This is a genomic window from Candidatus Polarisedimenticolia bacterium (genome assembly GCA_035764505.1).
Taxonomy (GTDB): domain Bacteria; phylum Acidobacteriota; class Polarisedimenticolia; order Gp22-AA2; family AA152; genus AA152.
This window is the reverse complement of sequence record DASTZC010000128.1, coordinates 1-15,326: the sequence shown is the minus strand read 5'-3', so window position 1 is coordinate 15,326 and position 15,326 is coordinate 1. Positions and strand designations below refer to the sequence as shown.

General features: G+C 63.7%; 13 protein-coding genes and 1 rRNA gene. 4 read left to right on the top strand and 10 right to left on the bottom strand.

Features of this window, described 5'->3' with window-relative positions; all coding sequences use genetic code 11:
* Positions 1 to 73 precede the first annotated feature (73 nt).
* The 3 genes from rsmD to VFW45_08985 all read left to right on the top strand — a co-directional run bounded on the left by rsmD (position 74) and on the right by VFW45_08985 (position 3,081).
* Positions 74 to 646, top strand: coding sequence for a 16S rRNA (guanine(966)-N(2))-methyltransferase RsmD (rsmD, locus tag VFW45_08995; protein HEU5180916.1), 573 nt, complete (start codon positions 74 to 76; stop codon positions 644 to 646).
* A 65-nt stretch (positions 647 to 711) separates the two neighbouring features.
* Positions 712 to 1,473: a tol-pal system protein YbgF gene (gene ybgF / locus VFW45_08990; protein ID HEU5180915.1), complete on the top strand. Its 762-nt coding sequence runs from the start codon at positions 712 to 714 to the stop codon at positions 1,471 to 1,473.
* 186 nt (positions 1,474 to 1,659) lie between these two features.
* Positions 1,660 to 3,081 (top strand): LysM peptidoglycan-binding domain-containing protein, encoded by a 1,422-nt coding sequence (locus tag VFW45_08985; GenBank protein ID HEU5180914.1) that lies wholly within the window; start codon positions 1,660 to 1,662, stop codon positions 3,079 to 3,081.
* Positions 3,082 to 3,093: 12 nt separating this feature from the next.
* Here the strand turns inward: VFW45_08985 and amrA are convergent, their stop codons facing one another.
* The 10 genes from amrA to rimP all read right to left on the bottom strand — a co-directional run bounded on the left by amrA (position 3,094) and on the right by rimP (position 13,773).
* A complete protein-coding gene (gene amrA / locus VFW45_08980) occupies positions 3,094 to 3,678 on the bottom strand; it encodes an AmmeMemoRadiSam system protein A (protein HEU5180913.1) in 585 nt (194 codons plus the stop codon).
* Between the two features lie 34 nt (positions 3,679 to 3,712).
* Positions 3,713 to 5,101: a hypothetical protein gene (locus tag VFW45_08975; GenBank protein ID HEU5180912.1), complete on the bottom strand. Its 1,389-nt coding sequence runs from the start codon at positions 5,099 to 5,101 to the stop codon at positions 3,713 to 3,715.
* A 14-nt stretch (positions 5,102 to 5,115) separates the two neighbouring features.
* A complete protein-coding gene (pnp, locus tag VFW45_08970; GenBank protein HEU5180911.1) occupies positions 5,116 to 7,275 on the bottom strand; it encodes a polyribonucleotide nucleotidyltransferase in 2,160 nt (719 codons plus the stop codon).
* 206 nt (positions 7,276 to 7,481) lie between these two features.
* Positions 7,482 to 7,751, bottom strand: a complete 270-nt coding sequence (gene rpsO, locus VFW45_08965; protein ID HEU5180910.1) for a 30S ribosomal protein S15 — start codon at positions 7,749 to 7,751, stop codon at positions 7,482 to 7,484.
* Between the two features lie 137 nt (positions 7,752 to 7,888).
* Positions 7,889 to 8,812 carry a tRNA pseudouridine(55) synthase TruB gene (truB, locus tag VFW45_08960; protein HEU5180909.1) on the bottom strand — a complete coding sequence of 308 codons (924 nt, stop codon included), beginning with the start codon at positions 8,810 to 8,812 and terminating at the stop codon, positions 7,889 to 7,891.
* A complete protein-coding gene (gene rbfA, locus VFW45_08955) occupies positions 8,809 to 9,171 on the bottom strand; it encodes a 30S ribosome-binding factor RbfA (GenBank protein ID HEU5180908.1) in 363 nt (120 codons plus the stop codon). The genes truB and rbfA overlap by 4 nt, the downstream gene beginning before the upstream one ends.
* A gap of 7 nt (positions 9,172 to 9,178) precedes the next feature.
* Positions 9,179 to 9,463: a DUF503 domain-containing protein gene (locus VFW45_08950; GenBank protein HEU5180907.1), complete on the bottom strand. Its 285-nt coding sequence runs from the start codon at positions 9,461 to 9,463 to the stop codon at positions 9,179 to 9,181.
* 40 nt (positions 9,464 to 9,503) lie between these two features.
* Positions 9,504 to 11,831, bottom strand: coding sequence for a translation initiation factor IF-2 (gene infB, locus VFW45_08945; protein ID HEU5180906.1), 2,328 nt, complete (start codon positions 11,829 to 11,831; stop codon positions 9,504 to 9,506).
* A gap of 33 nt (positions 11,832 to 11,864) precedes the next feature.
* A complete protein-coding gene (gene nusA, locus VFW45_08940) occupies positions 11,865 to 13,259 on the bottom strand; it encodes a transcription termination factor NusA (protein ID HEU5180905.1) in 1,395 nt (464 codons plus the stop codon).
* 37 nt (positions 13,260 to 13,296) lie between these two features.
* Entirely contained in the window at positions 13,297 to 13,773 is a 477-nt protein-coding gene (gene rimP, locus VFW45_08935) for a ribosome maturation factor RimP (protein HEU5180904.1), read from the bottom strand.
* A gap of 319 nt (positions 13,774 to 14,092) precedes the next feature.
* Here rimP and VFW45_08930 point away from each other — a divergent pair.
* A 16S ribosomal RNA gene (locus VFW45_08930) occupies positions 14,093 to 15,326 on the top strand; the annotation flags it as partial.

The following is a 15,326-nucleotide window of genomic DNA, read 5'->3' as shown; positions in this document are numbered from 1 at the left end:
AAGCGCGCGGCGAGTCAAGATTCGAAGTGCTCCTGCCGCGGTGCCATGGTCGCGATCGAAGTATCATGACCTCGTGGGTAACTTGCGGATTATCGGTGGCGAGAGGCGCGGGTTTCCGCTGGCTTCTCCGCGAGACAGCGAGCTTCGTCCCACCTCCAACCGGGTGCGGGAAGCACTGTTCGACATCCTCGGACCGGCCATCGTCGGCGGCAGGGTCCTGGATCTCTTTGCCGGGACGGGAGCGGTGGGACTCGAGGCGCTGAGCCGGGGTGCCGCGGCGTGTTTGTTCATCGAGAGCGCTCCAATCGCGGCCGCCCTGATTCGGACCAACCTGAAGTCCTGCCGCTTCGAGGATCGAGGCGAGCTCCGGAGCGGATCGCTGCCCGAAGCGCTCGATGTGCTGGAGCATCGCCCAGACTTCGATTTCGTATTCCTCGATCCTCCCTATGGGGGGGGAGATTTGGGCTTCGCAGTGCTCGAGCGGCTCGGATCGGGGAAGCTGGTGGCGCCGGAAGGGCGCGTGGCTTTCGAGCACCGCAAGTCCCATGAGATCCCGTCCGAGTTCGGTCGGCTCCGGCACCGCCGCACCGCGCGCTACGGAGACAGTGAAATCTCTTTCTTCACCGTTTTCGAGCCTCGCTCGTGACGCAGAGATAGGATTTGCTCCACCTCGCACCGCACCCGTATAATGCCGCCCCAGTGAGGTGATTCATGAGCGAAAAGCCAGGTTTGCGCGCCGTCTCCCTCTCCTGCCTGTCGATTTGCCTAGTCTCCCTCCTGACGACCGGGTGCGCGGTCCACAAGAGCCCCGCGGTCGATACCGACGTGAAAGCCCTGCAGAACAGGATTTACGAGCTGCAGAAGAAAAACGCCGAAGCTCAGGTCGAGCTCCAGGACCTGCGCGAGGCCGGTGGCGGCTCCGCTCCGACCGCCTCGGACGTGGAAGGCTTCCAGACAGCCGAAGAGCCGGAGGTGACCGGCTCCACAGTTGATCTCGGGAGCTCGGGTCCGACCCGCAACGACGAGCCTCCCGCTACCGGAACCGGCGCGCCGGGCTCTTCCCAGCCTTCGGAAGGGAGCCGGGGAGAAACCGACAAGCTGTTCGTGGACGCCTATGCCCAGTTCAACAGCGGCGATTACCCGAAGGCCCAGGATGAGTTCACGCAATTCCTGTCGGCCTCGCCTCAGAGCGATCTGGCCGACGATGCCCAGTACTGGATCGGCGAGTGCCTGTTTTCGCGCAAGGACTATCGCAAAGCCATTCCCGAGTTCCGCAAGGTCATCGACCAGTATCCCTTCGGAAACCGGGTGCCCCACGCATTTCTGAAGGTCGGGCTCTCCTATCTCGCCCTCGGCGATCGGGAGCGCGCCACCGAGAGCCTGGAAACCGTCGTCCAGGCCTTCCCGAAGAGCGAGGTGGCCACGGTGGCACAGGCCACTCTGGACGAGCTCAAGAAGCCTGCTCAGAAGTAAGCGTCAAAAAACCGGCCTCATCCCGGCGCCCGGGGTAGCCCCGGGCGCCGCTTCTTTTTCCCCTCCGCGCCCGATTACGAATCTGCGCCGAAGCTCCAAACCTTGACACGACAGGCCCCGGTCCTATGTTTAGCGGGGGATTTCTGCGGGAACAGGTTTTCCCGGGGACGACATAGGAGATTCGGGATGAAGATTCAGGAGCAGCTGAGAAAGGCCGGCTACGCGTTCCTGGCGTTGCTTCTCGCCGGCACCGTGGTCGCGATCCGCGCGGAAGACGCCGGAACGGGCGGCAACGGGGCGACGGCCGATACGGCCGCTTCCGCGGAGACGAAGCAGTCCGCTCCGGCCACGGCCGGACAGGAGAGCCCAACCGCCGCTCCTGCGGAGAAGGAAAAGAAGACCCCAGCCCCGGCTGTCACGACGATCGAGACTCCTCCCGAGTCGACCACCCCTCCCAAGAACCTCAGGAAAGTGGGGAATCACTGGACTCCTTACCAGCCCCCCGATCCCGAGTCGTTCCCGGAAGGAGCCCAGATACACGTCATCGTGCCCGGCGACACCCTGTGGGGCATGGCGGGGACGCACTTCCAGAATCCCTGGTTGTGGCCGCAGATCTGGAACGAGAACCGCTATATCCTCGACTCCCACTGGATCTATCCGGGCGATCCTCTCCTGCTGCCGCCGCGCCCGACCGTCGTCTCCGAGATCGTGCCGGCGACCGGCACTCCGGGAGAGCCCGCCCTCCCGTCTCCCGACAGTGGCAATGAGGAAGATGAGGAAGAGACCGACGTGGCCCCGCCGGAGCCCTCGGCCCAGGCTTCCGCGGATTACGAAGCCCCGGGGCTCGCAGCCGACCACACCGATCTCTATTGCGTCGGGGAGGTGCGACCGGCTTATCAGAAAACCGCTCTGTACATCGCCAATTCCGAGGAGCCGAAGGTCGGTCTGTCGACAGGCGACCTTGTCTATCTGAACGGCGGCAGGGACCATGACAAGGTGAAGCCCGGGGACAGCTTCGTGGTGATCGCCCGAGGCAGCGAGGTCTTCCACCCCGTCACCGACAAGTGGTTGGGAACCTACGTGCGCCGCCTGGGTCGCGTGAAAGTGCTCGCGGTGCAGGACCGGACCTCCATCGCGGAGATCACCGAGAGCTGTCAGGATCGGATCGAGGTCGGTTTCGAGCTGGAGGCCGATCCGGGGCTGACCTCTCCGCCGGCGCGCGAGATCACCTTCAGCAAGCTCGATGTGGAGCCCAGCGGAAAGCCGAACGGCTACGTGGTCTACCTACAGGACGGCATGAACGGCGCCATCGCCGGCTCCATGGTGGACGTGGATCTCGGCACCCGCGACGGCGTGCACGCCGGGGACACGATGCTGATCTACTTGAACAATGCCGCTCCGCGTCCGCGCGACGTGGAATACGACTACAAGTGGGACAACAAGCGGATGGTTTCGCAGCCTCTGCGGGACGACTCGAGCCACGAGCTGTTCCCGCGCAAGCCGATCGGCCAGCTCGTCGTGATCCGCACCGAGGAGCGCACTTCCAGCGCCAAGATCATCTATTCGATCCGCGATGTCGAGGTGGGCAGTCTAGTGGAACTGCGCTAGTCAGGGGAGCGCTCAGCGCTCCGGTTCGGCGAAGACCTGGGCCTGGAAAATCATGATCCGCGCGCCTTCCTTCCAGGCTCCCGGCAGTAATCCGGCCTTGAGACAAACCTGATCCAGGAAGACCTCGCGGGTCCAGCCGTGCTGCGGGGCCACTTGCGGCAGGAGCAGTCCTTTCCTGCCGTCCTTCTCCATCACGACTCCGTCCCTGCCGACGACAATCTCTTCCGGATGAGCTACCTCCACGGGGGCGGTCAGCACCGAGACTTCCAGGCGGATGTTCTGAAGCTCGGCGGGCGAGAGCGGAGAGAAGCGCGGGTCGCGTGAAGCGGCCGCTACCGCGCATTCGATCAGGACCGGCCCGAGATCTCCACCGGGCTCCAGCGTTCCGACGCAGCCCCGCAGCTGTCCTTTCTGGTACAGCGAAACGAAGGCGGCCGCGCGCGTCCCGCCCATGCCGCTTTGCGACGGCTCCATGAAGGTGGTTTCCCGTCTGAGGACCCACGATTCGACGGCCGCGCGCGCCAGGCGCAGCGCCTCGATTTCCTGGGCAGGCGAGAGAATCCGAGGAGAGATCGGAGGGGACAACGGATGAGCCATGCGAGCCCGGCTCCCTTCGGGAGCCCTGCCCGCCTCAGAGCATCATGATCTTGTTGCGCAGGATCAGCACTTCCAAAGCCAACGTCGCTTTCTGGACCAGGCGGCGGTACAGCGCGATGTCGGGCTCCTCGCGGCGCGCGCCGGGGTAATCGCCATAGAGCAGCGCCAGGACCCGTTCCTTGATCATCAGAGGCACCATCAGGATGCGCTCGGGAGGCGGTAGTCCCAATCCGCGATAGAAGTTCTGGTTCGCCGGCAGCCCGGGCACCGGACCATAATAGAACTCGCTCCCCATCCTGAAGTAGGAGAATATCGAGGGGACCTCCAGGCTCACCGTCGTGGAGCGGATGCGAATCGGGTCGAATCCTTCTCCGCGGCACCCCTGTCCCACCACTTTGTCCTGCGTCACCAGGAAAACCGCCGATCGCGCGAAGCGGCCGGCGCAGAAATCGAGCAGGGCGTCGAACACCTGCTCGCGGGTCTGCGTGTCGCGCAGCCTTTCGGACACCTGCTCCAGGGTGGGCGGAGCCGGCGGCGGAACGAGGCTCAGGGCCGCGCGCCGGCTGGCGCTGCCCGTCTCGGGCTGGGCCGGCGGAAGCTTGGTCTGGGGCGTGAGGGGAGGAGCGTCCTGAATGCGGGGAGGCTCCGGCGCCCGATGAGCTTCGGGAGGGGACGCCTGAGTTGACCCGACGGCAGGCGGTCTGGATTCAGCGGCAGGGTCTCTCCACTCGTCCATCGAGCGCGGCAGCGGACCGCCGGGGGCCGCCTCGGCCTTTTTCGCCGGCGGTGTCGGATAGAAATCGGTGACGACTTCCGCCGGTAGAGAAAGGGGACGCCCGTCCAGGCCGATCTCTTCCGCGCCGGGCGAGGCCTTCGGGGCGGCAGGAGCGTCGGAGGCCTCCGTGGCGGTCCATTGCTCCATGAAGCGGTTCCTGGCGAACAGCGGATTCTCGCGTCCTTCGACTCGATCGGAGAGGGGGATCGTTTCGCGGGTCACGCGCGGCAGGTGGTAGTAGAGCTCCAGCGCGTCCAGCAGATGGGTCTCCGACGAGACCCGGGGCTCCACCTGCATGCCGGTGAGGAAGGAGACCTCGTCCATCACCAGGATATCCCCCGGGTTCATCATCGCCAGCCGCAGCTTCTTGCCGTCCACCTGCAGCGGGACTACCTGGTACTTCTGGGCCAGCTGCTCCGGGATCATGCGGATTACCTCCGGAGGGATTTCCTTGAACTCCTCGGCGGAGGTGGAAGGAACTTTGAAGAGCTCGGACAGGTAGGTGGCGAGGGTTGCCTCGTCCAGGTATCCGAGCTTGAGGAGGCTGGAGCTCAGGTGGCCGCCGTAGAAGGATTGATCCAGAAGTGCCCGCTTGAGTTGGATTCCGGTGATCCTGCCGCGCGCGATCAACCAGCTTCCGAGCTTCATCGAGCCCTCCCTGCTCAGCCTCGACGGCGGTGCTGCGGTCTCCCGGCGCGATGCCGCTCGGCCGGGCGGGGCGCTGGCTCCTCGGCGGTTTCTCCGCGCATCTCGCGGAGCACGGCCTTGCGGCTCAAGCGCGTCCGATCCCCGTCGACCTCGATCACCTTCACGAGGATCTCCTCGCCTTCGTGGATCTCGTCGGTCACCTCCTTGATGCGGTGCTCGGCGATCTCCGAGATGTGCAGGAGCCCCTCGATGCCAGGAAGAATCTCGACGAAGGCTCCAAAGGCCACGATCCGGGTGACCTTGCCGAGGTAGGTCTTATTGACTTCCGCTTCCGCGGTGATTTCCTTGATGATCTCGATCGCCTTCAGGGCCGAGGATTCGTCCACCGAGGCGATATCCACCTTCCCGTCGTCATCGACGTCGATCTTGCAGCCGGTACGCTCGATGATGGAGCGGATCATCTTGCCGCCCGGCCCGATGACTTCACGGATCTTGTCCTTGGGAATGCGGATGCTGAAGATCCGGGGAGCGTAGGCGGAGATCGCCTTGCGCGGCTCACCCAGCGTCGCCTCCATGATGTCGAGGATGAACATGCGGCCGCGCTGCGCCTGGGCCAGGGCTTCCTGAAGGATGGCGCGGCTGAGGCCCGTCACCTTGATGTCCATCTGCAGGGCCGTGATGCCCTTGCGGGTGCCGGCGACCTTGAAGTCCATGTCGCCGTAGTGATCCTCCGATCCGGCGATGTCGCTCAGGATGGCGTAGCGATCTCCCTCCTTCACGAGGCCCATGGCGATTCCGGCGACCGCGGCCTTCATCGGCACGCCGGCGTCCATCAGGGACAGGGAGCCGCCGCAGATCGAGGCCATGGAGGAGGAGCCGTTGGATTCGAGGATGTCGGAGACCAGCCGGATGGTGTAGGGAAACTCCTCGTCGCTGGGAATCAGCGGCCGCAGGGCCCTCTCGGCCAGCGCCCCATGCCCGATCTCACGCCGCCCCGGGCCGCGCAGGAACTTCACCTCGCCCACGCTGAAGGGCGGGAAGTTGTAGTGCAGCATGAAGCGCCGCTCCGATTCCCCCTCGAGCCAGTCGAGGGTCTGCGCGTCCTCGGAGGTGCCCAGCGTGGTCGTCACCAGGGCCTGTGTCTCGCCCCGGGTGAACAGTGCCGAGCCGTGCGTCCGAGGGAGGAATCCGACCTCGCCACGCACCGACCTGATTTGATCGAAGCCGCGGTCGTCGAAGCGCTTCCCCTTGACCAGGATCTCCTCGCGCGCCAGCTTCTTGTGGACCTCGTGGACGACGGCCTTGACGAAGGCGCGGGTTTCCGCCGGCTCCTCGGGATAGCTGTTGATCAGCTCCCGCTCGAGCTCCGCGATGCGGCGATAACTCAGGATCTTGGTGGGAATCTTCATCGCCTCCCACAGGGAGCCGGAAATCTTCGATTCCACCTCCCGGCGAAGGGCCTCGGGAATCTCGGGAGCTTTCACCGAGCGCTTGGTGGGTGACATCTCGCCGCGCAGCTCGTTCTGCAGCGCCACCAGCCTCTGGATGTTCTCGTGCCCGAACAGGATCGCGTCCACCATCTCCTGCTCCGACACTTCGTTCGCTCCCGCTTCGACCATGACGATCTCCGAATCGGAGCCCACGACCACCAGATCCAGGCGGCTCTTCTCGAGCTGGGAAGTGGTCGGGTTGATGACGAGCCCGCTCTCGAGCAGCCCCACGCGGACGGCCGCGATCGGAGTCTCGAACGCGATGTCGGAGAGGACCAGGGCGGCCGAAGCGCCCGTCACCGCCAAAATGTCGGGATCGTTCTCCAAATCCGCCGACAGCACCAGGGCGACCACCTGCGTCTCGAAGCGCCATCCCTTCGGAAACAGCGGGCGAATCGGGCGATCGATCATGCGCGATGTCAGGGTCTCCTTCTCGTTCGGCCGGCCCTCGCGCTTGAAGAAGCCGCCGGGGATCTTCCCCGCGGCGTAGGTATTCTCCCGATAGTCGACGGTCAGCGGGAGGAAATCGACTCCTTCCCGCTCCTTCCGATCCGCCGTGGCAGTGACCAGGACGACCGTGTCGCCCTGGCGGACCAGGACGGCGCCATCGGCCTGCCGGGCGACTTTTCCCACTTCCAGGGAAATGGTGTGCTCCCCGATGGATGTTTCTTTCCTCGTGCTCAACGTACTACCTCCTCTGGTTGGGAAGGGCGGATGCGCGCAAGGAGGTTCGAGGAACGCAGGAAGGCTCGGGTCCGGGGGCGGGAAGGGAAGCGCTCAAGAATCAAGGGTGGAGAATTGGATTGATGAATAATGATGATGCCAGAGGAAAACCCTTAATTCTTCGGGAGCTTCCATCCGTCCGGTCCGGCCTGCGGCGTTGCCAGGCCCTACTTGCGGATGCCCAGTTTGTTGATCAGCTCACGATAGCGATCGGCGTTGGTACGCTTCAGGTAATCCAGGAGCCGGCGCCGCGTGCCCACCATCATGAGCAGGCCCCGGCGGGAGTGATGGTCCTTGCGATGGGTCTTGAAATGCTCCGTGAGGTGCTCGATGCGCTCGCTGAGGAGCGCCACCTGGACCTCAGGGGAGCCGGTATCGCTGACGTGAGTCTTGTAGGATGTCATGATCTCGGTCTTGCGATCCTTGGAAATGCTCAATGCCTCCCCCCATCAGGGCAACGTGCCGGCGATTCAATCTGGAGAATGCCCTTCGCGAAGGAGAGGGCGGTTCGGCCATGCCGACGGTGGCGCCACTGTAACACAGCCCCGATGGGCTGTAAACCCTGCACGGACGCTCAGGCGCCCGCGAAAACGATTTGAGGCTGGATGACCGGGATGTCCTGGCCGTCCTTGCGCGAGATCCGCGCGATGGCCAGCAGATCGCCGCTCTCGCTCTCGACGCGCGACATCCCCTCGGCCAGGCAGGACCGGGAAGGCAGGATCTCCCGGATGCCGAGAGCGCGACCGTTGCGCACCGCCGTGAGGCCGGCGCGGTTCGCCACGACCGTTGGGAAGCCGAGCGGGACCCTTGAAAGGGGAATCAGCGCCTGCGACGTTCCATGCTCCCGCACGGTCGCCTCCAACCGCTCCAGCGTGAAGGCCTCTTCCACCTGAAAATCACCGCAGGAAGTCCTTCGCAAGTCCTGCAGATGCGCACCGCATCCGAGCACCGTCCCCAGATCGTGGGCCAGCACCCTGATGTAGGTACCCGGGGAGCTCTTCACCTCGAAATCCATCTCCTCTCCCCGCAGCTTCAGCAGCGTCAGCCGGTGGATGGTGACGCGCACCGGATCGCGTGGCACTTCCTGGTTCTTGCGTGCGTAGCGGTACATCGGCACCCCGCCGTGCTTCTTGGCGGAGAACATCGGAGGGATCTGGGTGATCGTTCCGGTGAGGGATGCCAGCGCACGCTCCAGGTCGCCCTGGGAGAAGCGGACGGCGCGGGTCTCCCCGAGCGGCTTTCCCTCGCGGTCGTGGGTGTCGGTCGCCCAGCCGAAACGTATCGTCCCGGCGTAGGTCTTGTCGGAAGAGGTTAGGAACTGCGACAGGCGCGTCGCCTGCCCCAAGCATAGCGGCAGCAGCCCGGTGGCCAGGGGATCCAGCGTTCCGGTATGGCCGACGCGCTGCTGGGACAGCATCCCGCGGACGCGCTGCACCACGTCGTGCGAGGTGAGGCCCGAGGCCTTGTCGAGCAGCAGGACTCCGCTCAGCTCCTTCATTCTTCCTCGTCCGCACCGGCCTGGTGGATTTCCTGCAGCAGCTCCTCGACCCGCGTGCCCGAGGCGACCGCCTCGTCGGCGACGAAAAGCAGGGAAATGGCCTTCTTGAGGCGCAGCCGTTTGAACACCTGGCGCTGCAGGTAGCGGGCAGCCCGATTGAGGGCTTCCAGAGAGGCCGCGTGCGCCTTCTCGGGACCGAGGACCGAGACGAACACTTTTGCGTGCGACAGATCCGGACTGACCTCGACCCCGGTCAGGGTCACGAAACCGATCCGGGGATCGCGGATCTCCCGGCGCAGCAGTCCCGAAATCTCGTCGCGCAAGGCCTCTGCGACCCGTTCGCGGCGGGCATGTCCCATACCGACCTCAACTCAGGAACTCTACATGGAAGCTGGAGATCTCTCCCGGCACCTCGGCTTCCAGGATCGCGCGGATTTGTTCGAAGCACGACTCGACCGGCTGCCGTGACGAAGCGATGCTGACCGCTCCCAGGCTGGCCCGCTGCCACAGGTCCTGGTGCTCAAGCTCCGCCACCGCGAGGTTGAACTTCGCCCGCAGGCGGTCCTTCAGGTGCCGCAGGATGCGGCGCTTCTCCTTGAGGGAGTGGCAGCCCGCCAGATGCATCTCCACGAGACAGAGGCCGACGGTCATGGAGATTCCTCGGGCTTCAGGGAGACGCAGCTCGCGGGAGTCAGAGCGTCTTCTGGTAGACCTTCTCGAGCTTGAAGGCTTCGATGATGTCGCCGACCTTCACGTCGTTGAACCTCTCCAGGCCGATCCCGCACTCATAGCCGGACTTCACCTCTCCGACGTCCTCCTTGAAGCGCTTCAGCGAGGCCATCCGCCCCTGATGGACGATGACGTTGTTCCGGAGGAGGCGCACCTGCGATCCCCGCAGCATCTTGCCGTCGACGACGTAGGTGCCGGCCACCGTGCCGATCTTCGGGATCTTGAAGGTGTTGCGGATCTCCGCCCTGCCCAGGTACTGCTCGGTAACCTTGGGCTCCAGGAGACCGACCATCGCGCTCTTGATCTCGTCGTGCACCTCGTAGATGACGGTGTGCAGCCGGATGTCCACCTTCTCCTTGTCCGCAAGGTCGGCGGCCGAGCGGTCCGGGCGCACGTTGAACCCGACGATGATGGCGTTGCTCGCCGAGGCCAGAAGGACGTCAGTCTCGGTGATCGCGCCCGTGCCCGTATGGATGAGGCGCACCTTGACCTGCTCGGTCGACAGATCATCCAGGCTCTTCGCCAGGACCTCCACCGAGCCCTGGACGTCCGCTTTCAGGACGATGGGCAGCTCCTTGATGGCCCCTTCCTTGATCTGCTGGAAGAGGTGCTCCAGGGAAAGGCGGGAGGACTTCGCCAGCGATTCCTGGCGCAGCTTCGACTGGCGGAAAGTGCCGATCTGCCGGGCCTTGACCTCGTCTTCGATCACCTGGAAGCGATCGCCCGCCAGAGGGACCCCCTGCAGTCCGAGGACCTCGACCGGGATGGACGGTCCGGCCGCTATCTTCTTACGGGCCCGGTCGTCGAGCATCGCGCGCACCTTGCCGCTGACGGCGCCCGCGATGAACGCGTCGCCCACCCGCAGCGTGCCGTTTTGCACCAGCACGGTGGCCACGGAGCCGCGGTTTCGATCGAGCCTGGCCTCGAGGATGGTGCCCGTGGCCGGCTGCTCGGGATCCGCCTTGAGCTCGTTCAGATCGGCCACCAGCAGGATCATGTCGAGCAGATCATCGATGTGCAGACGCTGCTTCGCTGAAATCGCGACGCTCACGACCTGCCCTCCCCAATCCTCGACCAGCAGGTTCTGGTCCGCCAGGGCTTTCTTCACGCGGTCAAGGTTGGCGCCCGGCTTGTCGATCTTGTTGATGGCCACCACGATGGGCACGCCCGCGGCACGCGCGTGATCGATGGCTTCGATGGTCTGCGGCATGACCCCGTCATCGGCGGCAACCACCAGCACGACGACATCGGTCACGCGGGCTCCGCGCGAGCGCATCAGCGTGAAGGCCTCATGGCCGGGAGTGTCGATGAAGGTGATCCCGCGGCCCTTGACCTGGACATGGTAGGCGCCGATGTGCTGGGTGATGCCTCCGTGCTCCTGCTCGGTAATCTTGGATTCGCGAATAGCGTCGAGCAGCGAGGTCTTCCCGTGATCCACGTGGCCCATGATCGTGACGACCGGATCGCGCGATTTCGTTCCGCCGGCCACGGCCGTGGTCTGGTGCTCCCGGATCGCGTCATCTTCGAACGAAATGATGCGGGCCTCGTAGCCGAAGTCCCGGCAAACCTGCTTGGCGATTTCGATGTCGAGCGGCTGATTGATGGTGGCGAGGATTCCGCGATCGAGAAGCTTCTTGATAATGTCCTTGGATTTGATTTCGGTTTTCTCGGACAGCTCCTTGATGGTGACCCCTTCGGTCAGAACGACATCCTTCGGCGGCGCGGGCGGCGCGGGAACCGGACGGATGGTCGGAGCGGGCGGAGAAGGAGGCTGGATTGAAGGTGTCTGAGCGACGACGCGCGGCGCCTCGGGCGGCACCACACGAGGCCGCGGAGCCGGGGTGGAGGTGGCCGCTCCCGGTCCGGATCCCTGGCCGCGCGCGGCAGCTGGTCGCGTCGTGGCAACAGGTCGCGCCGGACTGCTCGGGCCCGAAGCTTTGGCCCCTGGAGATGCGGGGGCCTGTCCGGCGGGGCGGGGAGGCGTGCCGGTCACGGTTTTCTTGGCGATAGGCTCCGGGGGCTTTGCTTTGGGGGGCGCCGGACGCCTCGCGGCCGGGCGCGCCTCCGCCTTGGCCGGCGCGACAGGCTTGGGTGCCGTCTTGCTCGCGGGGACGGCGGACGACGCTTCCTCCGTGCGAGCCGTCTTGCCGCGGAACCTCTCGACGAGCTCTTCGTCAATGCTGCTCAGGTTGGACTTGACGTCGACGCCCCCCTTGCGCAACAGGTCGACGGCCTCGTCGTTGCTGATCTTCAGGAGCTTTGCGAGCTGATAAACGCGTATCTTGGCCATATCGGATTCGATCCCTTCTCTCGAGCCGGGGTGCTATTCCTCTTCGTCGCGGCCGGAAGCGGCCGCCATCTCCTCCGGAGTGGCCGTCCCGGCCTCGTCGCCGGTCGGTTCCTCCGGGGAGGAGTCTTCCCCGGACATTTCCGCCGGCTCCTCGGCGGCCTCGGGCAATGGAGCATCCAACACCTCGCGCAGCGTCTGGAGGATCTTCTCGGCGGTCTTCGGGCCGATCGACGGAATGCCCGTCATTCCGTCCAGGCCTACGGCAAGGACGCTGCCGATGGTGGTGAAGCCCGCTTCCTGCAGCTTCTGCAGCGAGCGGATGCTCAGGTCCTCAACGCTCTCGAGGGGACGGTTGGCGCGGGCCATGCGCTCCATCTCCATCTCCACCTCGCGCTTCTTGTCCTGCTCGCTCTTGATGTCGATGCGCCAGCCCACCAGTCGTGAGGCCAGCCGCACGTTCTGGCCCTTCTTGCCTATGGCGAGGGAGAGCTGATCATCGTCTACGACGACCTCCAGCACCTTGGCCTCGTGATCGACGATGGAGACGCGATTGATGCGGGCGGGATTCAGCGCGTGCGTGACGAAGGAGCTCACCTCCTCGGAATACTGGACGATGTCGATTTTCTCGCCGCGCAGCTCCCGGATGATTGCCTGGACGCGCGATCCTTTCATGCCGACGCAGGCGCCCACCGGATCCACGTCTTTGTCCTTCGAACGCACCGCTATTTTCGCGCGGTCGCCGGCGTCGCGGACAGCGACCTCGATCTTGACCGTGCCGTCGTAAATCTCCGGCACCTCCATCTCGAACAGCTTGATCAACAGGCGCGGATCCGTCCGCGAGAGGATGATCTGGGGCCCTTTCGCGTTCTTGTCGACGTCGACGATGATCGCGCGGAGGCGGTCGCCCTGGTTGTAGTGCTCGGCCTTCGACTGCTCCTTCTTTGGGAGAACCGCCTCGGCCTTCCCCAGGTCGATGACGATGCTGCCTCTCTCGAAGCGCTTCACGAACCCGTTGATGAGCTCGCCCAGGCGCCCGCTGTACTCCTTATAGACGTTTTCCCGCTCGGCTTCTCGCACCTTTTGAAAAATGATCTGCTTGGCGGCCTGCGCGGCGATTCGGCCGAGCCCTTCCACGGGCCGCGGGATCTCCACCACCGACTCCAGGTCCGCGGCGGGATCCAGACGTCCCGCCTCTTTCAGGGAGATCTCGAGGTCGGGATTGGTCACGCTCTCCACCACTCGCTTCTTGGCGAAGACTTCCAGGGCTCCGCTGTCCCGGTTGAAACGGGCGCCGAATTCTTCCTTGGAGCGGAAGTATTTCTTCGACGCGGCCGCATAGGCATCCTCCACGGCCCGGATGACGACATCCACTTCGATTCCTTTTTCTCGTCCGACTTGTTCGATGGCCTGAAGGATTTCGCTGCTCATGGTTACCTCGGTCCGATGATGAAGGCGCCAGCGGGCATCAGATCTCGATCTCGAGACGCGCCTTCGTGATGAGGTTCCTCGGGATGGCCCAAAGGGCGCCCCGCGCGTCCTGAAGCATGACGACCCCTGCTTCCAGGGACTTCAGGAGCCCGACGAAATTCCGCTGTTGCTGAAGCGGCTCCCGGGTATGGATGAAGACCTTCCTTCCGACATAACGAAGAAAATCTGCGTCGGTGCGCAGCGGTCGGTCCAGGCCCGGTGATGAAATCTCCAGCGTATAACGTCCCGGTACCATATCCTCGACATCAAGCTCCGTGCTGACCTGGCGGGAGGCTTGGGCGCAATCATCGAGCGTCACCCCGGCGGGCTTGTCGATGTAGATTCTCAGAAACCAGGCCCCACGCTGTTTTTCCAGATCGATGTGAACCAGCTCGAAGCCGAGTCCTTCGACCGCCCGTTGGACGAGCGAAGTAACTTTCGTCAGGATTTCGCCCTTTTCCGTGCCGGACGTCATTTTTCGGGACTTTCTGACCAGGACCGCGAGGCCAGTCGAGAAAGGGACAAAATAAAAAAGTGGGCGACGTTCAGCCCACTTCGCGATTCCCGTGCGAAAGGCATCGTATAATACCCAAGCCCCCTAAATCAAGGGGCGCAAGAAGTCAAAAAACATCTTGACAGGCCGTTAGTAGTCTCTTACAATCACACCCCCTCGAAAACACTGCGTTCTTTGAAAACTGAATAGGACGTGCGTGCGTCCCAAGTTATCCTGAGTTATTTCAGTAACTTACGGATCGGACTCCGTGTAATCCCTCGTCCGCAAGGACGTGAGATTTTAACTGGAGAGTTTGATCCTGGCTCAGAACGAACGCTGGCGGCGTGCTTAACACATGCAAGTCGAACGAGAAAGGGGTAGCAATACCCCCGGTAAAGTGGCGAACGGGTGAGTAACACGTGGGTAACCTACCCTCGAGCTCGGAATAACCCGCCGAAAGGTGGGCTAATACCGGATAAAGTTTTCGGTCCCCAGGGATTGGAAACCAAAGATGGCCAATGCTTGCAAGCTATCACTTGAGGAGGGGCCCGCGGCCCATTAGCTAGTTGGCGGGGTAATGGCCCACCAAGGCGACGATGGGTAGCCGGCCTGAGAGGGCGATCGGCCACATTGGAACTGAGACACGGTCCAGACTCCTACGGGAGGCAGCAGTGAGGAATCTTGCGCAATGGGCGAAAGCCTGACGCAGCAACGCCGCGTGGGTGATGAAGGCCTTCGGGTCGTAAAACCCTGTCAGGTGGGAAGAATCGGTCGGGAGTTAATACCTCTCGGCCCTGACTGTACCACCAGAGGAAGCCCCGGCTAACTCCGTGCCAGCAGCCGCGGTAATACGGAGGGGGCCAGCGTTGTTCGGAATTATTGGGCGTAAAGGGCGCGTAGGCGGTCGAGTAAGTCTGACGTGAAATCCCTTGGCTCAACCAAGGAACTGCGTCTTAAACTGCTCGGCTTGAGTCCGGGAGAGGGTAGTGGAATTCCCAGTGTAGCGGTGAAATGCGTAGATATTGGGAGGAACACCGGTGGCGAAGGCGGCTACCTGGACCGGTACTGACGCTGAGGCGCGAAAGCTAGGGTAGCAAACAGGATTAGATACCCTGGTAGTCCTAGCTGTAAACGATGGGCACTTGGTGTAGCGGGTATCGACCCCTGCTGTGCCGAAGCTAACGCATTAAGTGCCCCGCCTGGGGAGTACGGTCGCAAGGCTGAAACTCAAAGGAATTGACGGGGGCCCGCACAAGCGGTGGAGCATGTGGTTCAATTCGACGCAACGCGAAGAACCTTACCCAGGCTTGAACCGCCGGTGACATCCCTGGAAACAGGGCTTTCCTTCGGGACGCCGGTAGAGGTGCTGCATGGCTGTCGTCAGCTCGTGTCGTGAGATGTTGGGTTAAGTCCCGCAACGAGCGCAACCCTTGCCCTTAGTTACCATCGGGTCATGCCGGGGACTCTAAGGGGACTGCCCCGGAAAACGGGGAGGAAGGTGGGGATGACGTCAAGTCCTCATGGCCTTTATGTCT